At 57.2% G+C, this 22,444-nt stretch carries 18 protein-coding genes, 2 tRNA genes and 13 pseudogenes; 1 reads left to right on the top strand and 32 read right to left on the bottom strand.

The annotated features are described in order from the left end of the window. Positions 1-63 precede the first annotated feature (63 nt). From JCM13583_RS10960 to JCM13583_RS10905, 12 genes and pseudogenes are all read right to left on the bottom strand, one after another. Positions 64-663 carry an METTL5 family protein gene (locus JCM13583_RS10960; RefSeq protein ID WP_075057704.1) on the bottom strand — a complete coding sequence of 200 codons (600 nt, stop codon included), beginning with the start codon at positions 661-663 and terminating at the stop codon, positions 64-66. Further along, positions 664-974, bottom strand: a pseudogene (locus tag JCM13583_RS10955) (hypothetical protein). A gap of 120 nt (positions 975-1,094) precedes the next feature. Beyond that, a pseudogene (gene argF, locus JCM13583_RS10950) lies at positions 1,095-1,987 on the bottom strand (ornithine carbamoyltransferase). 37 nt (positions 1,988-2,024) lie between these two features. After that, positions 2,025-2,893, bottom strand: a pseudogene (gene sucD / locus JCM13583_RS10945) (succinate--CoA ligase subunit alpha). A gap of 1 nt (position 2,894) precedes the next feature. Then, positions 2,895-4,026: pseudogene (gene sucC, locus JCM13583_RS10940) on the bottom strand (ADP-forming succinate--CoA ligase subunit beta). A gap of 224 nt (positions 4,027-4,250) precedes the next feature. Continuing rightward, positions 4,251-5,227, bottom strand: a pseudogene (locus JCM13583_RS10935) (NAD(P)/FAD-dependent oxidoreductase). 77 nt (positions 5,228-5,304) lie between these two features. After that, positions 5,305-6,957 (bottom strand): annotated as a pseudogene (locus JCM13583_RS10930) (thermosome subunit). Positions 6,958-7,018: 61 nt separating this feature from the next. Continuing rightward, positions 7,019-7,543 carry an FAD-dependent thymidylate synthase gene (locus tag JCM13583_RS10925; RefSeq protein WP_171823619.1) on the bottom strand — a complete coding sequence of 175 codons (525 nt, stop codon included), beginning with the start codon at positions 7,541-7,543 and terminating at the stop codon, positions 7,019-7,021. A 37-nt stretch (positions 7,544-7,580) separates the two neighbouring features. Further along, positions 7,581-7,964, bottom strand: a complete 384-nt coding sequence (locus tag JCM13583_RS10920; RefSeq protein ID WP_075057702.1) for an FAD-dependent thymidylate synthase — start codon at positions 7,962-7,964, stop codon at positions 7,581-7,583. Next, positions 7,949-8,575, bottom strand: coding sequence for an FAD-dependent thymidylate synthase (locus tag JCM13583_RS10915; RefSeq protein WP_162509849.1), 627 nt, complete (start codon positions 8,573-8,575; stop codon positions 7,949-7,951). The genes JCM13583_RS10920 and JCM13583_RS10915 overlap by 16 nt, the downstream gene beginning before the upstream one ends. An 8-nt stretch (positions 8,576-8,583) precedes the next feature. After that, a pseudogene (locus JCM13583_RS10910) lies at positions 8,584-9,072 on the bottom strand (Zn-ribbon domain-containing OB-fold protein). A 13-nt stretch (positions 9,073-9,085) separates the two neighbouring features. Then, positions 9,086-10,315 (bottom strand): annotated as a pseudogene (locus JCM13583_RS10905) (thiolase domain-containing protein); the annotation flags it as partial. A 123-nt stretch (positions 10,316-10,438) separates the two neighbouring features. Here JCM13583_RS10905 and JCM13583_RS10900 point away from each other — a divergent pair. Further along, positions 10,439-11,287: a hypothetical protein gene (locus JCM13583_RS10900; protein ID WP_075057699.1), complete on the top strand. Its 849-nt coding sequence runs from the start codon at positions 10,439-10,441 to the stop codon at positions 11,285-11,287. On the opposite strand, the gene JCM13583_RS10895 is transcribed toward JCM13583_RS10900, so the two are convergent. The 20 genes and pseudogenes from JCM13583_RS10895 to JCM13583_RS10825 form a co-directional block, all read right to left on the bottom strand. Then, on the bottom strand, positions 11,284-11,757 hold the full coding sequence (locus JCM13583_RS10895) for a DUF1940 domain-containing protein (protein WP_075057698.1): 474 nt from the start codon (positions 11,755-11,757) through the stop codon (positions 11,284-11,286). The genes JCM13583_RS10900 and JCM13583_RS10895 overlap by 4 nt on opposite strands. A 30-nt stretch (positions 11,758-11,787) precedes the next feature. Further along, positions 11,788-11,863 (bottom strand) — tRNA-Gln (locus tag JCM13583_RS10890). A 27-nt stretch (positions 11,864-11,890) separates the two neighbouring features. Next, positions 11,891-12,091 (bottom strand): hypothetical protein, encoded by a 201-nt coding sequence (locus JCM13583_RS10885; RefSeq protein WP_075057697.1) that lies wholly within the window; start codon positions 12,089-12,091, stop codon positions 11,891-11,893. A gap of 180 nt (positions 12,092-12,271) precedes the next feature. Continuing rightward, positions 12,272-12,466, bottom strand: a complete 195-nt coding sequence (locus JCM13583_RS10880) for a hypothetical protein (protein WP_075057696.1) — start codon at positions 12,464-12,466, stop codon at positions 12,272-12,274. Positions 12,467-12,531: 65 nt separating this feature from the next. After that, positions 12,532-12,604, bottom strand: a tRNA-Asn gene (locus JCM13583_RS10875). A 45-nt stretch (positions 12,605-12,649) separates the two neighbouring features. Continuing rightward, positions 12,650-13,698, bottom strand: a pseudogene (locus JCM13583_RS10870) (tRNA (cytidine(56)-2'-O)-methyltransferase). Then, positions 13,695-14,197 (bottom strand): annotated as a pseudogene (locus JCM13583_RS10865) (ArsR family transcriptional regulator). Before JCM13583_RS10865 ends, JCM13583_RS10870 begins: the two co-directional pseudogenes overlap by 4 nt. A 102-nt stretch (positions 14,198-14,299) precedes the next feature. After that, positions 14,300-14,689, bottom strand: a complete 390-nt coding sequence (locus JCM13583_RS10860) for a hypothetical protein (RefSeq protein WP_075057695.1) — start codon at positions 14,687-14,689, stop codon at positions 14,300-14,302. Positions 14,690-14,918: 229 nt separating this feature from the next. Further along, positions 14,919-16,168: pseudogene (locus JCM13583_RS10855) on the bottom strand (MFS transporter). A 177-nt stretch (positions 16,169-16,345) separates the two neighbouring features. Further along, positions 16,346-18,033, bottom strand: a pseudogene (locus tag JCM13583_RS10850) (hydantoinase B/oxoprolinase family protein). Continuing rightward, a complete protein-coding gene (locus JCM13583_RS13365) occupies positions 18,030-18,311 on the bottom strand; it encodes a hypothetical protein (RefSeq protein WP_162509847.1) in 282 nt (93 codons plus the stop codon). Before JCM13583_RS13365 ends, JCM13583_RS10850 begins: the two are co-directional and overlap by 4 nt. After that, positions 18,287-18,655: a hypothetical protein gene (locus tag JCM13583_RS13360; protein WP_171823618.1), complete on the bottom strand. Its 369-nt coding sequence runs from the start codon at positions 18,653-18,655 to the stop codon at positions 18,287-18,289. The genes JCM13583_RS13365 and JCM13583_RS13360 overlap by 25 nt, the downstream gene beginning before the upstream one ends. Further along, positions 18,642-19,016 (bottom strand): hypothetical protein, encoded by a 375-nt coding sequence (locus JCM13583_RS13355; RefSeq protein ID WP_171823617.1) that lies wholly within the window; start codon positions 19,014-19,016, stop codon positions 18,642-18,644. The genes JCM13583_RS13360 and JCM13583_RS13355 overlap by 14 nt, the downstream gene beginning before the upstream one ends. After that, the gene (locus tag JCM13583_RS13350) at positions 18,917-19,231 is read right to left on the bottom strand and encodes a hypothetical protein (protein WP_162509844.1); all 315 of its coding nucleotides are present in this window, start codon (positions 19,229-19,231) and stop codon (positions 18,917-18,919) included. Before JCM13583_RS13350 ends, JCM13583_RS13355 begins: the two co-directional genes overlap by 100 nt. A 289-nt stretch (positions 19,232-19,520) precedes the next feature. After that, positions 19,521-19,814 (bottom strand): annotated as a pseudogene (locus JCM13583_RS14380) (hydantoinase/oxoprolinase family protein); the annotation flags it as partial. Next, positions 19,811-20,065 (bottom strand): hypothetical protein, encoded by a 255-nt coding sequence (locus JCM13583_RS13340; RefSeq protein WP_171823616.1) that lies wholly within the window; start codon positions 20,063-20,065, stop codon positions 19,811-19,813. The gene JCM13583_RS13340 and the pseudogene JCM13583_RS14380, both read right to left, overlap by 4 nt. A 288-nt stretch (positions 20,066-20,353) precedes the next feature. Continuing rightward, entirely contained in the window at positions 20,354-20,812 is a 459-nt protein-coding gene (locus JCM13583_RS10840; protein WP_075057694.1) for a hypothetical protein, read from the bottom strand. 3 nt (positions 20,813-20,815) lie between these two features. Beyond that, positions 20,816-21,109 carry a hypothetical protein gene (locus JCM13583_RS10835; protein ID WP_162509841.1) on the bottom strand — a complete coding sequence of 98 codons (294 nt, stop codon included), beginning with the start codon at positions 21,107-21,109 and terminating at the stop codon, positions 20,816-20,818. 2 nt (positions 21,110-21,111) lie between these two features. Next, a complete protein-coding gene (locus JCM13583_RS10830; protein WP_075057692.1) occupies positions 21,112-21,741 on the bottom strand; it encodes a hypothetical protein in 630 nt (209 codons plus the stop codon). Next, on the bottom strand, positions 21,719-22,243 hold the full coding sequence (locus JCM13583_RS10825) for a hypothetical protein (protein ID WP_075057691.1): 525 nt from the start codon (positions 22,241-22,243) through the stop codon (positions 21,719-21,721). Before JCM13583_RS10825 ends, JCM13583_RS10830 begins: the two co-directional genes overlap by 23 nt. Positions 22,244-22,444: the final 201 nt, after the last annotated feature.

The raw sequence follows: 22,444 nt of genomic DNA, 5'->3' as shown, positions 1-22,444 counted from the left end.
ACCCCCCCCGGCCAACACAAGACCTCTGGATAACGTACTGCACTTAAAAATGCTTTTGTGGGCCTACCTGGAGACCCGGACGCAGTAGAGGATAGATCGGACGTATGCCTTTTCCTCCCTGTGGTGCCTGTACATCCTGGGCACGGTTATCTGCAACAGGTGCCTGGAGATGACCGTCCCGTGAGAGGAGTAGAACCTGTCCGTGAACTCAGCAGACTTGGAGTTGTGCACCGCATATATGTAATCGGCCACCTCCACGGCCTTCTGCATGAATGGCCTGTCGGCGCCTGGGTTCACGGAACCGAAGGGAGGGTTCATTATGGCGGTGTCCCAGTGGCCCTGAAGGTCCCTGACATCCATGTTGAGGACCTCGATTCCCGCCTCCCTGAGTGTCCTCTCGGTGGCACGGATCAACCTGCTGTCTATCTCGACAGCAGTGGTCCTTGCAGAACCCATGAGCCTGGAAGCATAGGCGAAGTGCCCGTAACCGGAACCGAGGTCGACAACGCTCTTCCCCTCAATGTGACCGTTAGAGTATGCCAGAAAGACTATCCTGGACACGAGGCCAGGATCGGTGATGTACTGCTCCAGCGAGACATCAAGGCCAATCCTGGGCAGCCTGTTCTGCAGCTCTATCTCTATGGACTTCAGGGACCTTGCCATCTACTCCTTGTTCATGTCCCCCCCCACTGCAAGCCTTATGACCTCCTCGGCCTTCCTCGCTGATTCTTCCCTGCTGTCTCCCCTTGCCTGGAAGATCCTCTCGAGCTTCCTTATGGCCCTCTGCCTCTTCCATGTCCCTTCTCGTGTGCTGCCAGGACTATGTACTCTGCGACCTCCCTGTCCACGTTTATCCCGAACCTCTCCATGATCTTTATCTGCCAGACCGGCACAAGAACGCTCGGTATTTCCCTGAGGTTCTCCTTTTCCCTGCGCCTCTCTATAATGCTGTTGATGTCGTCTCTCCTGACCATAGGGAACGATCGATGGATTGCCTCTCAAGTAATTAAGGTTGCGGTACATTGTGTCACATACTTGCAACAATCCATAAATGTGGAAGGTCTGGTATCCGTAGACCTTACCGCCTGTTCCTTTCAGAACCCAATCAGCGTGTAAAGGACGGCCTTCGCACTGTGAAGCCTGTTCTCTGCCTGCTGGAAGATCACGCTGTTGATGCTGTCTGCGACGCCGTCGGTGACCTCAAGCCCCCCCTGTGGGCGGGCAGGCAGTGCATGAATATGAAGTCCCTCCTGGCGTTGGACACAAGCTTCTCGTTGACCTGGAATTCCCTGAACTTGGCCTCCTTCTCCTCCCTCTCCTTTTCCTGGCCCATGGATACCCACACGTCTGTGTACACCACATCGGCGTCCTTCACTGCCGAGACAGGGTCGTTGGTTATGGAGACCCTGGAGCCGGTTTCGTGGGAGATCTCTGTTGCCTTCTTCACATAGAACTCCCCCTGGCTCATAACCCTTGGGCGTTGCTACGGTGATGTTCACGCCCGTTATGGCCATGCCCAGGAGGAGGGAGTTCGCCATGTTGTTGCCATCGCCCACATATGTGAAGTTCAGGCCCCTGAGATAGCCGAAGTGCTCCTTGATTGTCATGAGGTCAGCCACTATCTGCAGCGGGTGCTCCTCGTCGTCAAGCGCATTGATCACTGGGACCTTCGCATACCTGGCTAGCCTTGCGACGTTCTGGTGGCTGAAGGCCCTGTAAGATATGGCGTCCAGGAAGCCGGAAAGGACCCTGGCGGTGTCCTCGATGGTCTCTCCCCCCTGCCCATCTGCATGTCGTTTGGGTTCAGGTATATGGCGTGACCGCCCATCTGCACCATGGCGGTCTCCAGAGATATCCTGGTCCTGGTGCTAGGCTTTTCAAATATCATGCCGAGCACCCTGTTCTTCATGGAGGGGGGGATCTCTGAGTATCTGGACCTCTTGAACTGTAGGCCGAGGTCAACGATCCTCTCCAGGTCGTTCCGCATGTCCAGAACGGACAGTATGTCCCTCTTTACCAATGCATCACCTCAGCAGCTTTGGGACGTCCACAGGGTATTCTGCCACCTTGACGCCAGCCTCGTTGAAGGCCCTTATCTTTGATTCAGCGGTCCCCCCCACGCCCTTCTCTATGATGGCCCCGGCGTGGCCCATCCTCTTTCCCGGAGGTGCGCTCCTCCCCCCGCGATGTACGCCACGACCTGCTTCTTCACATTTTTCTTTATGTACTCCGCTGCCCTCTCCTCGTTGCTGCCCCCCCCTATCTCGCCTACCAGTACTATCTTCTCCGTCTCCGGATCCCTGTTGAACATCTCCAGCACGTCTATGAAAGTGAGGCCCACAACCGGGTCGCCTCCAAGCCCTATGACCGTGCTCTCTCCCATGCCGCTCCTTGTTATTGCGTCCACGATCTCGTATGTGAGCGTCCCGCTCCTGGATGCAACAGCAACGTTGCCCTTCCTGAATATCTGGTTAGGCATTATGCCTATCTTGCACTTCCCGACCGCGGTTATCCCTGGCCCGTTTGGGCCCAGGACTGTTGCTCCCCCCCTGAGCTTGGCCTGGTGAACTATCTCCATTGTGTCATGGAAAGGCACGTGCTCTGTGAGGATGTATATGACCCTGAGGCCTGCGTCTATGGCCTCCATTGCGGCGTCCCTGACATATGGTGCTGGCACGGCTATCATAGTGGCGTTGGGCTCGTACTGGAGCGAGTCCTGGACGCTGTTCACTATGGGCACCCTGTCCATGAACTTCTGGCCACCCTTCCCGGGGGCCACGCCGGCAACAACCTTCGTGCCGAACTTGAGCATCTCGCCCGTGTGGAAAGAACCCTGGTGGCCGGTAATGCCCTGCACGATCACCCTTGTGTTCTCATCAACTATGACCGACATCTCACGCACCTCCAGCGAGCTTCACTACCCTCTCTATTGCCTCCATCATCGTTGGATACGAATCTATGCCGTTCTTCCTCAGTATCTCCCTTCCCTCGTCCTCGTGGACACCGCTCAGCCTCACGACTATGGGCTGCTTTATGCCATACTTCTGCTTCGCTGCCACTATGCCGTTGGCAACGGTGTCGCATTTCGTCACGCCCCCCCCGAAAATGTTCACGAGTATGGCCTTGGGCTTCGCCTTGAGCACGAGGTCAAAGGCGTTCACCACTATGTCCACGTTGTCAGTGCCGCCCAGGTCGAGGAAGTTCCTCGGCTTCCCCCCCTTATGAAGCGTGAGCGCGTCCAGAGTGGCCATCGTGAGGCCAGCGCCGTTTGCTATAACGCCTATATCCCCCCCATCTAACTCGACAAAGGCGTACCCCCCCTTGGACTGGGCCTCGAGCTCCAGCGGGGGGGTCTTTTCCGGGTCCGTAACGCTGAGCTCCTTGTGCCTGTACACGGCATCGCTGTCCACAACGACCTTTGAGTCTGCTGCCACAAGTTTCCCCCTCCTTTGTCACGACGAGGGGGGGTTTATCTCCACCAGCTCACAGTCCTCGCCGTTGAAGACCCTGTACAGTTTCGAGAGGATATCCCTGAACTGAGACGCGACGTCGCCCTGCAGGCCCATGAAGGCCGTGGCCTCCCTGCCTATGTAGTCTGAATAACCTATCAGGGGATCGATACGCCTGGTGAATATCTTCTCCTTGGGTACGCTCTCTATCTCTACGCCGCCCTCCGCGCTCGCTATGAGCACAGGGGCCCTCTGTGACCTGTCAAGAGCTATGCTCACGTAGAGTTCCCTGTCTATGTTGATCATGTCTTCGACCAGGACTTTGGTCACTGTGAGGCCCCCCCTTACCTTCGAGTTCAGCAGGGCCTTCACGGCCTCCCTCAGTTCATTCTCATTCTTCGCGAACTTTATGCCGCCGCTCTTCCCCCCCTTCCCCCCCAAGGAGGATCTGTGACTTCACAGCGACAGGCTTTGTGAAAGGCCTGATATCGGATTCCTTTTCAACCACATACCCGTCTGGCACCGGTATGCCGTAAGACCTGAAGATGGCCTTGCCCATGTATTCGTAGAGGTTCAAATGACCACCGGCCTTAAATTGCCATAAAGCTAAATAAGTTTCCGCAGGAAGCAAATGGCGCTCCATGGTGTGCTTTTCCTGGCCGGCAGTGCTGGAGTGGTCTTGTGTGGCCCCCCCATGGAGAGCCACAACCCCCCCACATGGTAACTGGCACCTCCCCCCCGGCGTGTCAGGAAGAGGTGCTACCGGGTCCGAAAGGCAGTGTTTTCAATATCAGTGTTGCATCATCTCCCGCTGTTCACCATGTCCCTGTACAGGTTTATGGCAGCCCTGCAGCCGTCACCCACTGCAGTGGCTATCTGTGCCTCGTTTCCAGCAACGCAGTCACCGGCAGCGTAGACCATGTCCAGGTTCGTCTTTCCCTTGGCGTTAGTTATGATGTAACCCCCCTCTCGTCCAGCTTCACGCCTGCCTCCCTGAGGAAGGAGGTCTGCGGTATCAGGCCCACGTAGATGAAGACGCCGTCTGTCTCCACCTCACTGACCTCTCCTGTCTGCCTGTCCTTCATGACGAGACCGGTGACCTTCTTGCCATCACCCTTTATCTCAGTGACCTGCTTGTTCTTCAAGTAAGGTATCTTTCTCCTCTCTATGGCCCTCACATAGGCGTCCTCGCACATGTACCTGGGCATGAACTCTATGACCTCAGTGGATGATGTGTACTCGCTCATGGTTATTGCGGCAATGGCGCCAGAGTTGCCACCACCTATAACGGTGACCCTCTTGTTCCTGAAGAGGTAGCCATCGCAGGTCGAGCAGTAAGAGACTCCCTTGCCGTAGTACTTGTCCTCACCAGGTACGTTGAGGTGCCTGTGTGTCGTGCCAGTTGCAACTATGATACCCTTGCAGCTGTAGGAGACGCCCTCCCTGGTCTGGACCTCATAGCCGTCCTTGTTCCTTGTGATGCCCGTTACTTCCCTGTCCTGCCTTATGGTAACGTAGTCACTGGCGTGCTCCACGAACTTCTTGGCCAGATCTACGCCAGAGATTGCCTTGTACCCCCCCAGGTAGTTCTCAACCCAGGGTGCCTCGGCCGTGAGGCCTCCAGGGGGGGTGGTCTTGTCTAGGACAACCGCGGAGAGCCCGCTCCTGGCGCAGTATATTGCTGCGGAGAGGCCGGCAGCCCCAGAACCTATTATGACAACGTCGTAGTCCCTCTTCTCCTCCTCTGCGCTCCCCCCCAGGGAAAGGTTGAACTCCATGGATTGTGAATGCATTAACCCTTAAAAAAGTGAGATACCTCTACCTGATAATGGCCTAAAAAAGGTTTGGTGGTCTTTCAGAAGGACGGAGCCCCCCCACTGCCCATCCCGGATGGGTTGTTCTCTGACTTGGGCGACTCGGAGGAGCTCGTCTTCTTGCTGGCTATCACGTCATCGATCCTCAGTATCATAGTCGCAACTTCCACTGCGCTCTCCAGGGCGTGCTTCTTCACCCTGAGTGGGTCAAAGACGCGACCTTCGTCATGTCACCGACCTTGTTCTGCGTGAAGTCTATGCCGTATGTGGTGTGCCCCTTCTCGTGCTCTGCCCTGAGCTGTATGAGCGTGTTTATCGGGTCAAGGCCAGCGTTCTCGGCCAGTGTCCTCGGTATCACTTCCATTGCCCTGGCAAAGGCCTCAACGGCAAGCTGCTCCCTGCCGCCCACGCTTGTGGCGAAGTGCCTGAGCTTCGTGGATATCTCGGCCTCCACTGCTCCGCCGCCGGGGGACGAATCTCCCGTCCTCCTTTGTTATCGAGACAACCCTTATGGCGTCGTTCAGGGCCCTCTCTATTTCCGCCACCACGTGCTCAGTGCCTCCCCCCCTTATGAGTATGCTGACCGCCTTCGGGTTGGCACAGCCGGTGACGAAGGTCATCCTGTCATCGCTGATCTTCTGCTCCTCGACCTTCTCTGCCTTGCCGAGCACGTCCGGCGTGAGGTCGTCCAGGTTCGTCACTATCCTGCCGCCAGTGGCCTTGGCCAGCTTCTCCATGTCGCTCTTCTTGACCCTCCTGACAGCGTATATGCCCTCCTTTGCCAGGTAGTGCTGCGCAATGTCGTCTATGCCCTTCTGGCAGAAGACAACGTTCGCTCCGCTCTTCTTTATCTTCTCAACCATCTGCTTGAAAGTGTCAGATTCCTGGGCCAGGAAGTCCTGTATCTTCGAGGGGTCTGTGATCTGCACCTTTGCCTCTATCTCAGTCTTCTTTATCTCCAGCGCCGAATCGATGAGCGCTATCCTGGCGTCCTTGACCACAGACGGCATCTTCGCGTGCACCTTCTCCTTGTCGATGACGATGCCGTTGATGTACTGCGTGTCCGTTATGCTGCCGCCGGCCTTCTTGTCCACCTTGATGTTGGCCGGGTCCACAACGATCCTCCCGTTCCTCTCCTCTGCCACCGCGTTGACAGCCTTCACCACAAGGTCCGCGAGGAACTCCTTTGAGAGGCCAGTGTTCTTCCCGGACAGAGCCGTCATCGCGATCCTCTTGAGGGTGGCGTCGTCCTTGGCGTCCATGGCTATGCTCTCAAGGAGCTTCTTCGCCTCGTTGACCGCTATCCTGAAGCCGTTCGTTATCACGGTCGGGTGCACACCCTGGTCGAGGAGCTCCTCGGCCTGCTTCAGCAGCTCCCCTGAGAGTATGACTGCCGTGGTTGTGCCATCTCCAACAGCCGTGTCCTGCGACTTGGCGACCTCCACTATCATCTTCGCGGTGGGGGGGTGCTCAACGTCCATCTCCTTGAGTATGGTGGCACCGTCGTTCGATATTATGATGTCGCCAATCGAGTCCACGAGCATCTTGTCCATTCCCTTTGGGCCCAGCGTTGTCCTGACAGCGTCAGCAATGGCCTTCGCAGCCTCAATGTTAGCCTTCTGGGCGCTCTTCCCCCCCTGTTCCCTCTGCGTGCCTTCCTTAAGTATCAGAATCGGCATCTGTCCAGATAGCATCCGTTACACCTCTGATGGTCGGATAAATATGTTCTTCAATATAAAGTTTGCGAGTGGGCCACTAGTTACCGGAGTTGGCCTCCTTCCTCATCTCCGCCCTGAGCCTTCCGAGGCCATGCTCCCGGGTGTCGACGAACTTCATCATGGAAGCAAGGATTGGCGTTCTTTCACTCACCTGCCTGTAGAGTTCCCTCAGGGCCCTCCTTATCTCATAATGCGTCTGCTCGGATGTCCTGAGCTCCATGAAGAAGCAAAGCTCCCTGAGGTTTGTGGATATGAAGACCGGGTACCTGAAGGCGAATGGCACACAGTACTGGGCCACCTGCGGGCCCTGGACATCCCGTATCTTCCTGTGCACAGATGCAGCTGTTTCCATTGCCTCCACGAACCTCAGGCGGGCCTGCTCATCCGATGCTATTAGTTCAGGCACGACGTAACCGCAATCTGTGTTCAGGTATCCCCCCCTCAGGAGCGTCAGGAACCTGTGCCTCTGGACGTCCCTGAACGCCCCCCCGAAGCTGATGTTCATCGTGAAATCGTACCTGGCCAGCTCGAAGGGCCTCGGGAGCTTGTCCCTCCGGTCCATGCGCATTGATGAGATCCTTTCAGCCAGCTCCGGCAGGTCACGGGCGCCCCCCCTGGGGGACAAGGCCTGCCGACTTCATCGCACTGAACAGGTGCCTGCCGAACGCGGCCTCGTCCGGGCATGATAGGAGCCTCACATCTTCCCCGGCCCCGGGGGGGGCCACGGGCTCCATCATTGAGGATATGCCTGATATGTATTTCGTCAGCCTCTCCCCCCCGTGCCTGTTGACGGCGGCATCGATCAGGTTGGGGGGGAGCTCGCCCTTAAGTTCCCCGTATATTGAGGACGCCAGTTCCCGAGCTTCCCTGAGGGCCGAAGACCTCAGCCTCTGTATCAGGTAGGTCAGTGCCCTCCCGTTCCCACTTATCCCCACGTTGGTAAGCGTTGACGCTGGCAGCAGGAACCTTATGTCGTCCAGCACCCTGGCCCTGAGGGCGCGCTCGTAGGCCCTCCTCGCGGCCTTCCTCTCCCCCCCTCGGACATGGCATCCACATTCATTGTCTCTGTGCCCACCTGGAATACCTGTTCCTCCAGCGGGTACCTGGCCCCCCCGGCCAGCCTGTAAAGGGGCTCCTCAAGGTCGGAATAAGTCTCGAAGAGGAGGTCGCAGGCCTGCTCGTAGTCCCCGGAGAGTGACTGCTGTATGCCAGCCCTGTCCGGATCGGCATAAAGGTACCTCCCGTCCCTCTTCACGCTGTACCTGACATACCTCGTGGACTTCTCCAGGTACGAGAGGCCGATCCTCTGCTCCTCGATGAACTTCGATACCACGTTGCTCACATTCTGCACTGCCATCTGGACTGTGACCAGCTCTGACACGGACTCGTCCCCCCCATATTCCATGAAGACCCGCCTGTAGAAGTCTGGGCCCCCCCTCTCCGGGTCGTTCTCGAACTCCTTCCTGTAGACCTCCCTTATGTCAAGGGCGGACGCCCTGCTGTACCGGGAGAGCAGGGCACCCCCCCTGTCAATCTGCCTCTCAACCTTTATGAGGAACACGTCCCTGTCAGTGTTGGAGAAAGGATCGCCCATTGCGCCCACTATTCCGGAACAAAGTAAACGTCCGTGACCCTGAACCTCTGCAGCCTCCTGAACCTGGCCCTGACAGGCATGCCGACATAAATGTCCTCCGTGGAGCGCCCACGAGCCTGCCGAGGAACAGGGTATCGACGCCATCGAACTCGACCATGACGAGGTTGTAGGGCGTCTCGTTGAGGAACTCCTCGCTGCCGAAGTAGCATGTCGTGAAGGTGTGTACCCTCCCTCTCGGTGGCAGCTGGAACCACTCGGTCCTTCCACCGCAGCGCATGCAGTGGGCCCTGGGCGTGGCGTACCTCACCCGGCACCTCTTGCACTCGGAGCCCAGGAGGACTCCCCCCCTGCCAAGGGCCCTGAAGAACTCTGAGTCCTGGGCGTAGCTGTGGTAGTAATCGGCTTCGTAGTGCTCCTTCACTATCAGGGGGGTCGACGGAGAACACCGTGGCACCCCCCCTGTCGTCCTCGGGCAGCTTCGCGTTCCTGTCGATCATCTGGACGCCCCCCCATGACTGTAACAGTTATAAGTGTGCCAGTCCCGGCCAGGTCAAGGACGAGCCCCCCCTCTTTGCATTTGGGACCTGCAGCCTCCCGGACCCGAGGTGCTTCTCCACGCTGTGCTGCAGCTGCCAGTGTGTGAAGACAGAGAGCATTATGCCCGTTGCACCTATGGCATGGCCGCAGCCCAGGAGGCCGCCGGATGGGTTCACCGGGACCTTTCCGCCCATCTCCGTGAAGCCGGAATCCAGGAGCTCTCCCCCCCCGTGGCCTATCCTTGCCAGGCCCAGGTCCTCGTATAGCTGCAGTTCCAGAGACGTGTAGGCATCGTGTACCTCCATGAAGTCGACCTGTTCCGCTGGATCCTCTATGCCAGCCTTTTTGTAGGCCTCTATGGCCGCCACCCTTGCGGCCCTGAAGTTGTGCAGTCCTGGGTAGTCCAGGTCCCTGTACCATTCAGCCTCCTCGTGTGGGAGCAGGGGAACCTTTCCCCCCCTCGGCCTGTCAGAGAGCCTCATTGTATCGCTGCCTGAACCTATGGCCTCTATCCTTGTTGGCCTGTCCGTGTACTGGAAGGCCCTGTCCTCCGAGGCCAGGATGGCAACTGCAGCACCGTCCGACATCGTGCACACATCGAGCCTCGTGAAAGGATAGGATATCATTGGCGCCCTCCTCACGTCCTCCACAGTGATCTCCATGGGGCTCTGGGCGTACCTGTTGTACCTCGCGTTCCCGTGGTTCTTTACAGAGACCTTCGCCATCTGCTCAACCGTTGTGCCGAACTGGTGCATGTGCCTCACCGCCATCATGGCGTAGTAGGCGGTGTAGAAACCTCCCACAGGATAGTCAAAGTTCATGTCGCTTGCCATGGCTATGAACTCGTTTCCCTTCCATGTGCTCACGTGGGACATGTTCTCGAAGCCGAAGACCAGGCAGACGTCCATCCTGCCAGAGGCCACCTCCTCGTAAGCTGCCTGGAAGGCCAGGCCCCCCCGTTGCACCGCCACCCTCCACCCTCTTGTGCGGCTTCGGGTTAAGACCAAGGTAGTCGTGCACCATGGCAGTACCGAGGAGCTGCCTCTGGAAGTGCTCTGAGAAGTAAGCGCCCACGGAGCCGTCTATGTCCGATACGTCCATGCCCACATCGCTGAGAGCATAGTCCAGGGCCTCCTTCACCAGGTACCTGGAATCCCTGGATGTGTGGGCCTTGGCGAACTTAGAGACGCCTCCTGTGACCATGTATACATCCCGGGCCATGGCTGAAGATCTGCTCTCCTAATAATTAGATTCCGTGACACCACCGCACAGCGTCCCTGTGGCAGCCGAGAGAGATTTTAATACGCATGAGCATTGGGACTCCGCATGAAACTCCTTGTCTTTGGCTCAGGCTACGTCGCAAGGGGGGGCATGGTCAAGTACATGAAGCCGGAGGCTGCAGCTTACTTCTCACCAAGGAAGGATGAAACGCTGGACAGCCTGGGTGCATCGTGGATAGAGGGCAGCGTCATGGATGCGGGGGGGAAGGTCATGGAGGCGTGCCGTGACTTCGACACGCTCCTCTATGCCGTGAGGACAAAGAACACCAACCAGATGTCCAACTTCGACGCCAACATAACAGGCGTCAAGAACGTCGTTGCAGCGGTCAGGAAGTACGACAGGGACCAGAGGCTCATCTTCATGTCGAGCATAAACGTGACCTATGGCACCACCGAATTCCTCAGGACCAGGAGGACAGGCGAGGACAACGCGTCCCTAGTGAAGAACCACCTGATAGTGAGGAGTTCTTTCATATTCGGGGATGGGGACTGGTTCACTGAAATAATAAAGAAGATCGCGGAGTCTGGCATGACCAAGCTCCCGGGCGTGGGTAACCTGGCGCCCGTGTTCATAGGCGACCTGGCCCAGGTGATAACCAGGGCGTCAGACCTCAGGGGGGGTGCCGTCGACGTATCCTCCACGCAGAAGGTATCGCTACTGGACGCGGTCAACAAGTACAGGGAGATCAGGGGGGGCCTGAAGCCAGCCAAGGGAAAGGACAGTCCGAGGGCCGTTGCCAAACTGAAGCGCACAATGGTGGAGAACGGCCTGGTCACCGAGGAGATGGCAGAGTACCTGACGATGGACTTCCAGAGGGAGAACACGTACCTGACCAGGTACCTTGATAAGTACACGGGATACCTGGACTACCTTTCACAGACCCTGAAGGGCTAGAGGAGGACGTGGCCCATGGCTTCCCTGTACGTCCTCAATGAGAGCTGGTGCAGGTACCTTACAGTGTAATCGCTCACGACGTCTCTGAACTCTTCGTCCTCCCTCAGCCTCTTCAGATACATCACGGCCCTCATCATGTGGGTCGACGCTGAGAGGAGCGAGGATGCCCTTGTGTTGCCCTCCATTACCTTCTCCTTAACGTCCAGCCATACCTCCTTCTCATGGTTCAGAGACTTCCTCTGCGCATCCGGGAGCCTCACGTCCGGGTCCTTGAGACCCTCCCACAGGGTGTCGAGCATCTCCACTATCTCCCTCACCTGCTGGCTGGAGATGCCTGTGGACACTGCCTGGGCCAGGTCTGCCATGGCCTGGCGCATCTCGAAGGTGAAGAGGAAGAAGGGGGGGTGGTCAAAGGGCAGGCTCTTATCGATCAGTTCGCAGTACCCGAAGCCAGGGTTGATCTCATCCATAATTTACAATTCCCAACAAAGATAAATAAATAGCCCCGGGCAGATTCGAACTGCCGTCGACTGGTCCAGAGCCAGTAATGCTTGGCCGCTACACCACGGGGGGGCTTCGTGTGTGTGATACAACAAGGGTATATTATTTTGTCTCACTCACCCCCCCTGCCCCCCCTGCTCCCCCCCTGAGGCCCATGCCGATGGCCACCACTATTGCACCGAAGACGCCTACGTAAAGGCCATCCAGCATCAGGCTGTCCTCGTAGTTAGCCACCACGGGGGGGTAGGAGACCGTTATGTAGGCAGGTGGGGGGGTGAAGTTTCCCACAGGGATGCTGGCCACCAGGCAGTACTGGCCCGGGGGGGCACGAGGTCGTAGATGAGGTACCCGGATAGGCTCGTGTTGGCCCTCACGGCGGAGAAGTTCATGTAGTCAGATGCGGATACGTTGCCAAGCTCGAAGCGGGCACTATGGCGAAGTAGGGCCGCAGGCTGTTGCTGATGTTGAGCGATATGTCCGTGCTCATGGTTCCCGTGAGGCCCCCCCTGGTATCGGGTACTCGTAAAGCCCACCCTCTCTGGTGAACGTGGGCCTCTCTATCGTCACATAGCTCTGCCCCCCCCTAACCACTGTGAGAGAGTAGGACAGGAGGAACAGGCCTATTAAAAGCACGACTATGCCCAACACCCAGATGTACCTCCTCAGGCTGGGGTGCATGACTGGTCATGCAAATCAATGACTAAAAGGTAAACGCCGCCTCCGGATCCTTTTCATTGTTGTGACGCCGCCGGTCGGATTCGAACCGACGACCGCTCGGTTAACAGCCGAGTGCTCTACCAGCTAAGCTACAGCGGCACAGGATTCTGTAAGTGTTCCGTTGTATTTATAGCATACGATGGCTCACTGGTCCTCCTGGAAGAATGCCTCCAGATCGGTGCCAGCCTTCTCAGACAGCTCCCTGTGGAGGCGCTCGATCCTCTCTGCAGGCTCCTGGAGGCCCTTCTTCCTGTACATCTCAAGCACGGTGGACAGGCCTATGTAACGGTCTCCTGAGACCAGGTTGTCCGCCTGGGCCACGATCTTCTCCTCCAGTGTTTCAGGCACGTAGTTGCCCTCAGGCAGGCCGAGTTTCCTCGCCTCCTCCGGCAGTATCCCGGCACCTGTGTGCCTCTCCACTATCCTCACTACCCTCTCGTCTATGTTCCTCCGGCGCAGTATCTGGGCACCAGCGTAGGCGTGGTCAATGCCGTTGGTCTTCGTGCGCCCTATGTCGTGGAGTAGTGCACCAGCCTCCACGAGGCGCAGGTTGGCCCCCTGCGGCCCTGCCTATGGCCACCGCAAGGTCGCGGACCTTCCTCACGTGCCTGATTATGCGCTCATCCGCGCCCTCGTCACGCAGAATGTTCATGCAGTCAGCCTCATCCGGCAGCATCACAACGCGCTTCCCCCCCTCTCCGACGGTATCACCCTCATCCTGGCCTCGAACTCCGCATTCATCTCCCTTCCCTCAAAGAGCCTGTCAAGGAATATGGCCAGGGCCGAGACCTCGCTTATGGCTGGTTAGTCACCGCGACGTTGAAGTCAGAGGCCTCATAGTATTCCCTCGGTACCTTGGATGCCCCCCCCACCACGACCAGCACTCCACGGTCCCCCCCCGCTGCCTCCCTTATCCTGCCCACAGCCTGGTCAACAGGTATACCGTACATTGTCAGGTGCACCTTGACGCCGGAAAACTCCCTCATGACCCTGTGCGGGTCGACGCCGCTCTCGATCCTGAAATCGCCACCGAACCTGTAAACAGTGTCCCTGATGGTGTCCTCCAGCTCCTCGTCCCTCTGGTCAACAAGTATGGTGGAGGCGCCGAACGCCCTTGCTGTCAGGGCCACGTGTGTGGTTATCCTCTTGTCCCTGGTGGGCCTGTGGTTTATCCTGAGCACTGTTACGTTCATGCGCCATTGATCGTGGTTATCTTGTAGCCCTTGATCTGGAGCACGCTTGACCTCCTGACAAGGCCACGTATGAGTGTCTGTGACATGGAGAGGGCCTCCGCAGCATCGCCGATGAAGACGCCATCACTGTTGCCTATCATGCTCTCCACCTTCTTCTCGAACTTGGCCAGCTCCTCCTCCGGCATTGTGGTCGCATATATTATGTCGGCAAGGTCGCTGAGGTTGCCCAGGAGGTTGATCTGCACACTGGTGTAGTATGTGTGGTATGCCTTCTCCGGTCCGTTCTGCCCGGTTATCCACTGGCTCTCAATGAGTTTGATCTTGTCGAGGTAGAGGAGCGCCCTCTTGCCCTCCTGCCCGTACTTCTCCTCGATCATAGGCATCGTTATCCAGCTGTCGATAGGTCGAGCAGGAGCCTCCTCTTAACATCGGTGTCCGCAGCATGGAATATGGACACGAGTTCACCAACGTCGTTCACGACCTTAATCCTGCTGATCATTATGAACCGTGATGCCTTAAAAAAATATAACGGTTTTTGAGTTTAGATTTTTATATTAACATACTATACATACATGAACGGAGGGGGGGCCCTGCCAGTACTTCACTTCTTCCTCTTTTTGATCTCGTAGAGGAGCATCTTGTCATAATCCACGGAAAACTGGACCTTGTGGGACTTCAGTATCTTGGCCACATCCTCGGTTATGTCCTTTATCTCCTCCGATACCATGCCCCTGTATATTATGAGCTCCTTCCTTCCAGAGGGGGGGAAGACCATCCTGTACTTCGCTCCCTCCTTGAAGTAGCCTATGGGTTTCTTGTTCTTCCTGATCTCGTTCATGTTGAGTTCCAGGGCCACCTGATCATACTGTGCTTCCTCCTGGTTCTGCTTCGTCTCGCTGGCGACCCTCTCCCATATCTCCGGGAACGACTTTTCCAGTGACTTCCATTCAAAGCGCTCCTTGAAGTAGATGTGACCACTCCAGTTTCTCACACAGTTCAGATATTTGAAAGCTATTTATGTCTTAGGTCTTGCAGCTGGGCCCTCTTTCCAGGCTGCGTGATACCCCCCCTGGCGGCCCTTCCATTTTCCTCAGTTGCACCCGGTAGCGAAGAAGTTCGAGTCGCGGTACCCTCGAAGGCAAAAAGAGGGAGACGGTACGAAACAGGTGATGGCCTGGTGTGCCTGCAGGATGTCAACACCACCCGGTAAGGCCGGGTGGCTAGGAACCTGCCTCACCCAGGACGCCGAGGTCACTTCCCCTGGACTCCCTTATCCTGGCTATGGTCACGAAGGCCACCAGGATGAACACGAGGGTGAACACAGGGTAGAGTGGGTAGGAGATGAGCCAAGTGCATCGGAAGCGTAGGGCGCCGGGCCACCTATGAAGGAGTTGCCGAACTGGTAGCTGAACGAGTTCCCCGAGTACCTTACGTTGGCCGGGAACACCTCAGAGATGAGTGCGCCCAGTGGGGGGGAGTAACTCAACCCGTGAGCGATCCCGAAGACCGCGAGGAAGGCCGTGAAGGCGTACGGGTTGTAGTAATATATGGAGGGGGGGTAGAGTATAACCAGGGCAATGAGGTTGGCTGAGAAGAGGAGAATGCGCCTCCCATGCCTGTCCGAGAGTATTCCGCCTATGAACACGAAGACTATGTCCATTATGGCAAAGACCGTAACGGCTATGAGGCCAGTGGTCACAGATATTATGCCCCCCCTGACCTCGAACACTGCAGGTAGGAGGGATATGGCAAAATAGAAGAAGTTGCCGCTGGAGCCAGCCAGCAGTGTACCTGCCAGTACCTCATGCCAGTGGTGCCTGAACAGCTGCCCTGCGGGCAGGCCCAGTATCTTTTTCTCCGCCTTTGCTGCCTCAAAGATCGGGGTCTCTGCCAGCCTGTACCTGATCAGGAAGCCTATGGCGAGTATGGCGAAGGCGAGCAGGAACGGTATGCGCCATCCGTACGCATACATGGCCTTGCTGGGCAGGACAAATTCCAGTAACAGGAAGATGGCAGTGCCAATGATGAGCCCTATGCCCACCGTGGACTGCACGAACGATGACCAGAAGCCCCCCCTCCTCTCCCTGAAGTTCTCTAGGGTGAGGAGCATGGCCCCCCCTCCCCCCCACTCACCTCCGAGCCCGAAGCCCAGTATCAGCCTCAGTATGACGAGGAGCACCACGGCCCATATGCCTATGCTTGCATACCCTGGCACCACTCCCGTGAGGCCCGTTGAGATGCCCGAGAGCAGGAGGGTGATCAATAGGACGTTCTTCCTGCCCATCCTGTCCCCGAAGTGGCCGAACACGAAGGCACCCACTGGCCTTGTGACGAATCCGAGGGCAAAGGTCAGGAGGGTCAGGAGGAGGGACTCCGCCCTGGACACGGTGGGGTAAAAGGCAGAGGCTATGTATATGGCACCGCTTGAGAAGATGAAGATGCCGTACCATTCGATGATGGTTCCCACCATGGAGGCTGCTAGGATTTCGCGCCTGTTGTTTGTCCTTCTCTCTCTTGCGGCTTCCACGCAATGAACATGAGGTGTGGGTAAAAGTATTTTACCGGGAACCCACCAGAGTATGCACCCTTTCACTGCGCCTGGATGCACCTGTGGCCACATTCGCCCAGTCCATGAGGAGGGCCCCCCCTATTCTCCAGCTCTCTCGCCTCTTCCAGCCCTCGCGTAACCCCCCCTCGTTATCAGGCCAGACCTCGTGTCTCTCTCGACTTTCTCCGGCTCCCTGTCCTCAAACCTTCCGTAGCCCCCCCCTCCCCCCCCTGCTGTGCGTATCTCGAATATGTCGCCCTCGTGCAGGACATAGGTTGCCTTCGTGTGGCCTTTCCTCTGCCTCCCGTCCTGCACCAACCGCACCTCTGTCGGCGCACCGGGAAGGCCACCCATGAGCCCCATGGCCTGTGCCTCTCCCTCTCCGCAAGGACTGTCAGCGTGACTGTCCCCCCCTCCCTTACCATGAAGGCCCTGACTATGCCGCTCCCGCCCCCCCTGTACTTCCCGAGGCCCGCGCTGTTGGGCCTGAACTCGTACCTCTTCACCAGTACAGGCAAGGTCCTCTCTATCTCCTCTATGGGCGTGTTCATTGTGTTCGTCATGTTAGCCTGTATGCCGTCTGTACCGTCTTTACCCAGCTTGCCCCCCAGCCCCACGCCTATGGTCTCGTAGAACGCCCACGAGCGGCCCCTGTGGAGCCCGCCCATCATTATGTTGTTCATCGACCACCTGAGGCGGCCGGGACAGCTTCAGGGATGGCCTGGCTCAGCGCGCCGAAGATGAGGTCAGCGTTCCTTTGGCTCGTTTCAACGTTCCCGCCGGAGACCGGGGCAGGGAAGGTGGGGTTCAGCACAGTGCCCTCCGGCACACTCACGTGCAGGAACCTGAAGGTGCCGCCGTTCACAGGTACATCAGCGCCCATCACGGTCCGGAACACGTAGTAGACCCCCCAGAGAGCGTCACGCCCAGCACTGCGTTGAGCGGCACATCGACCTGCCTCTCTGTGCCCGTGTAATCCACATGCACTCCATCCTCTGATACCCTCAGGGCCACCTGAAGCCTTATGTCACGCCCATCCGGGCCCTCGAGGTAGTCCACCCAGCCATAAGTCCCGTGAGGTATCCTGGATATCCTGTTCCTCGCCATCTCTTCTGCATAGGAAACGTAGTAGTCCCGGGACTCTGTGAAGGCATCCAGGCCGTGCTTCTCAATGATGTCCAGCACCCTCCGCTCGCCCGTGTAGTTTGCGGCCACCTGGGCCCTGATATCGCCGATCCTCTCGTAGGGGTTCCTGGAATTTGAAGAGAATACCGAGAGGAAGTCACTGTTGAACTCGTCGCCCCTCATGAGGAAACGGGGGGGTCCAAAATCAGGCCCTCCTCGTATATCGTTTTCCCGTCTGAGTTTATGCTGCCCGGCACCTTGCCGCCAACATCCGAGTGGTGGGCCTTGTTGGCAGCATAGGCCACTATTCTGTCATTGTGGAAAATGGGCCTGATGACCGTAACATCGTTCAGGTGCGTGCCTGATATGTATGGGTTGTTTACAACGATCTCGTCACCCCCCCTCCGGAGCTCTATACCCTCCTTCGAGAGGTAGTCAAGAGTGTTCCTCAGGCCCCAGGGGGGGAGTGAGCCTAGGTGGACCGGAATGTGCTCCGCCTGGGCCAGGAGGATCCCATTAGCGTCGAAGATGGCCGCTGAGTGGTCCATCCTCTCCTTTATGTTTGGCGAGTAAGCGGAGTTCCTCAGTGCGATCCCCCCCATCTCCTCGCTGGCGTAGTAGAGGGAACTGGCTATGACCTGCTTGGTGAACCTGTCCGTCATGGCCTCACCATCCTCACGTTGAGGTACCTATCGAACCTGAACCTCCAGCCCGGAGGAATGACGACTGTAGAATCGTAGCCCTCAACAATGCATGGCCCCTCGCCACCAAAACCATCCGGAGCGGAGGCCCACCTGATCACCGGGGGGGTATCTATGAAAGACCCGGAAAAGTATACCGGCCTCTCAGAGGCCTCCATGTGCCCGCCTTTCCGCTCTTCGATCAGGCCTATCTTGGGCATCCTGAAGGTGAGCCTCACCCTTGCGTTAACGATTTCCACAGGATCGTTCGAGCATAGCCGTACCTCCTCCTGTACTCCTCCCTGAAGGCCTCCTCGTACCTGTCGCTGTAGGGCACCGTTATCTCGTAAGACTGCCCAACATACCTCATGTCGAGGAAATATGCCACCTCAGGGTCGGTGAAGCCCTCAGCCTCGCTCTCCGCCCTTGCCTGGGCCTCCAGCCTGGTCAAGATGTCCTTTACATCAGACACACCCACTGCTCCGGCGGTCCTGTCGCGCACCATGTCCACTGAGAGGAGGCCGTAGGCTGAGAAGAGGCCCGGGTGTGCAGGCACGAAGACCGCTTTGATGCCGAGCTCTGAGGCGAGTTCAGCGGCGTGCACAGGGCCAGCCCCCACCGTAGGCATACATCACAAAATCCCTGGGATCACGGCCGCGCTCCAAGCTCACGATGGATATGGCCCTTGACATGGCGCTGTTGATCAGCCTGACAATACCCTGGGCAGCCTCAACAGTGCCGATACCGAGGGGGGGCCTGCACAGCTTCTCCCTTATGGCACTCTCTGAAAGGTGCCTGAAGATGCGCATGTCACCGTCAAGAAGGAAGTCGGGGTTAAGCCTCCCGAGCACTATGTTGGCGTCCGTCACTGTGGGATCTGTGCCGCCCCCCCGGCCGTATGCGGCTGGCCCGGGTTCGGATCCGGCACTCTTCGGACCCAGCCTGAGTGACCCTGCTTCATCCACCCAGGCAATTGTGCCGCCCCCCCTGCACTCACCTCTGCGAGGTCTATGAAGGGAAAGCGCACAGCATAGCCGCTCCCCCCCTTAATTGACCTCCCGCTGTGTGTTCTCCCGGCCGCCTCGAACTCGTATGCCAGATCCGGGGTGCCGGAGACCACGACACCTGCCTTTGCGGTTGTCCCGCCCATATCGAACGTTATGACCCTCTCATCGCCCATCAGGCGGCTGAAGTTCGCTGAAGCAATGACGCCTGCCGAGGGGGCCGGATTCTATGACAGAGATCGGCATCCTCTCCGCATATTCTATCGTGCCGAGACCTCCGTGGGAACCCATTATGTATACAGGTGCAGACAGCCCGGAGTTCCTGATGCCCTCCCTCAACCTCCTCAGGTATAATGTCACCAGGCCTGACAGGACTGTGTTGACCACAGTTGTGCTCGTTCTCTCGTACTCCCTGTACTGCGGGTCGACCTCATGGGAGGCGAAGACGAAGCCGTCAAAGCCTTCGAAGGCCTCCTTGACCCTCCTCTCGTGCTCCGGGTTAACGTAGGAGTTGAGCAGCGATATTGCCACACCCCCCCTGACCTTCATCCTCTCGATCTTTCTCCTCACCCTCCTTATCTCCTCATCATCGAGATCCTCGATTACCGTCCCGGAGGCGTCAATGCGGCCCGAGATCCCGAACCTGCGTTCCCTGGGTATCAGGGGCTCCGGTCTCTGGAAGTCAAGGTCATAGAGCTCGGCCCTCCTCTGCCTCCCGATCTCGAGAATGTCTATGAAGCCCCCCCTGTTGGTTATCAGGCAGAAGGTGTCAGGCCGGTCCTGGTGAGCAGGGCGTTGGTTGCTACCGTGCTTGCATGGTTGACCATCCTCACCCTTGCCCTATCCAGGTCCATTGACCTCAGGCCGTCTATCACGGCCACCTCCGGGCCCGAGGGAGTGCTCGGTACCTTCAGAAACCGTATTGATCTGTCCCTGAGGTCGAAGGCGACGATATCGGTGAATGTCCCACCTATGTCCACACCGACCAGAATGGCATCCCCCCCTTCCATCCCCCCCATTATGATCGCTGGACTGTATTAGTAAGTGTCGAGACGGGCATTTCCACCAGAACTGCATACCGCGGGAGTGCCTAGCAGACGCCCCCCCCGAACCGTCGTTCCTGGCGCCTGAAGTATGAGGATATTATATGCTTTCTCGGCTCTCCGGAGTATATAGGCCAGGGCCGGATATGATAAGTTGGGCCCCCCCTAGAGAGCTCCTCGAGGTTGATCCCATTCGGGTAATCGAAGGAACCCGAGCAGAATGGCCCTGATGGAAGGTTCTGCTGAAAGAGGTTATCAGCTATAGAAAACTGTCAATTTGAACCTCAGCTCCAGGCCCTGGTTGGTTATCAGCTTGATGTACCACACTCCTGATGTGAACGACTGGCCATAAGGAAATACACTGTCTATGCTTATGCCTGGACTCACGGTGAACGAATCACGCACTGTGTTGTTAGGATAGAACAGTCTGCAGTAGACGCTTGCTGTGGAGTTGTCCTCAAGGGCCATAACGATCTTGTCTGAGGAAGGGTTGAGAGTGAAATTGTACCTGTATACCTGGTCAGCGGTTAGCGGCAGTGTGCCGTTGAACACAACATCGCCACCGGCGGAGCCTGTGTTTATGGTGAGACCTGGCCCCCCCTTCCCACCGCCACTGGCCTGGTGGTTCCCATTCGCATCGACATCCTGCACAATGACCACAATGATGACGAGGACCAGCAGTACAGCAAGAAGGGCTTTTACCGTCTTATCCAATTCCTAACACCCCCCATTTTCTGGCATGAAATACAGTAAGAGGAGGATTATGATCACATAGGACAGGAGGGCGCCTGTGACCCAGATCGAGAAGTAAGGGGGGGCCGGGACTGAAAAGAAGTACCCTCCCTTTGTAATTACAGAACTGAAACCGATGTACCCGCTGGACAGGCCAACAGAAACCCTGGGAAACAGCGTGGCGATGTCGGCGCAGAGGTACCTCAATACCACCGAGCCTTTGATGGATACGAGATAGGGATATACGTTGAATATCACCAGGAAGGAGATGATACTCACTATCACTGATGTGGCCCTTTTCCTAGATATCCTGGAGAAGAGGAGCCCCAGCAGGACAGGGGGGGGATCATTGAGGCAAAGAGGATGGCAATGTCAGTCAGGAATAGGCTTGGGCTGAACCACTTATTGAGATAGGCCTTCGTGTACTTCGGTAATACAGTCGGCGTACCTGAATACCCATAGAGGTAAGTGTATGTAAGGTGGTCGACAATTATTACCACATGGTTCGACAGCGTGCCGTAACGGATTAGGAGCGTGAACATGAAGCCAGCAACGGCACTGAGGGTCAGTATGCCGGCAAATATAACATGAAAGAGGAGGCGGGCAGTACTTATGGCCACTGTGTCGCGTGCGCTGGACCCTATCACGTCGTAAGTGCCGTTTTCTTTCTCCTCCGCTATGCTCAGGGACGGGTATATCATGAAGAGGACGAAGAACGTAGCGAACGAACCGGAAAAGGTAGCCAGTGAGAACTGCAGGGGCATGCTCCTGTATTTGGAAGTATTCCATGCGAGTTCGGCGGCCGAGACCATTGCGAGCAGGAATGTGGCTAGGGCCACCAGTGGTGCTGCTGTGGATTGCTTCATCAGGATGAACTGCTTCCTGATCTCAGCCCTGAACTGCGACTCCAAGCTCATTCAACACATCTCCGTAGAGCTCCGCTACAGTCACCTTCCTGAACTCAAGAACGGTGAGGCCATTATTAACGAGTAAAGAGTTCACGTCTTCCCCTTCATTCCCGTGGCTGATCCTGACAAGTGGAAAACGGGACATATCGTAGTCCAGCCCAAGGGATTTGAGCTTTTGCTCCACCTCTCCGTATCCCTGTGCGAACCTCACCACACTGACATATTTTAGCGGCAGGTGGATCCTCCTCACTATCCGCCCGCTGTCCATCACAATGACCTCATCCGCCACCTCGTATATGTAAGAGATGCTGTGCGATGAGAGTATTACGGATTTGCCCTGTTCCTTAATGGATCTTATCATGGAGACGATCTCCTCGCTCGATGTCTGATCCACGCCGTCGAAAGTCTCGTCAAGTACCATGATGTCCGGGTCCTGTGACATCGCAATCGCCACCGAGAGTTTCCTCTTCATCCCCCCCTTGGACAGGCGGGAGGCCAGTGCCAAGGACCGGCCTCCTGGTTTGCCGGTTGGTTCGCCTAAAACTATACTTGGTGTGTGCCCCCCCTACGGGTGCAAACTCTTGTATAACCGGTTCACCCGGATAAACACAACTTCTGTCAGTGCAATATCTAAACTGGTATTCCCCCCCTAACCCTAAGATTGCACAATTTTAACTCTAATGGGGGTTAAGGGGATGAAAGTTCC

Source organism: Thermogymnomonas acidicola JCM 13583 (genome assembly GCF_001316105.1).
Classification (GTDB): domain Archaea; phylum Thermoplasmatota; class Thermoplasmata; order Thermoplasmatales; family Thermoplasmataceae; genus Thermogymnomonas; species Thermogymnomonas acidicola.
The sequence above is the reverse complement of the archived record's forward strand: the minus strand, read 5'-3'. Positions and strand labels throughout refer to the sequence as shown.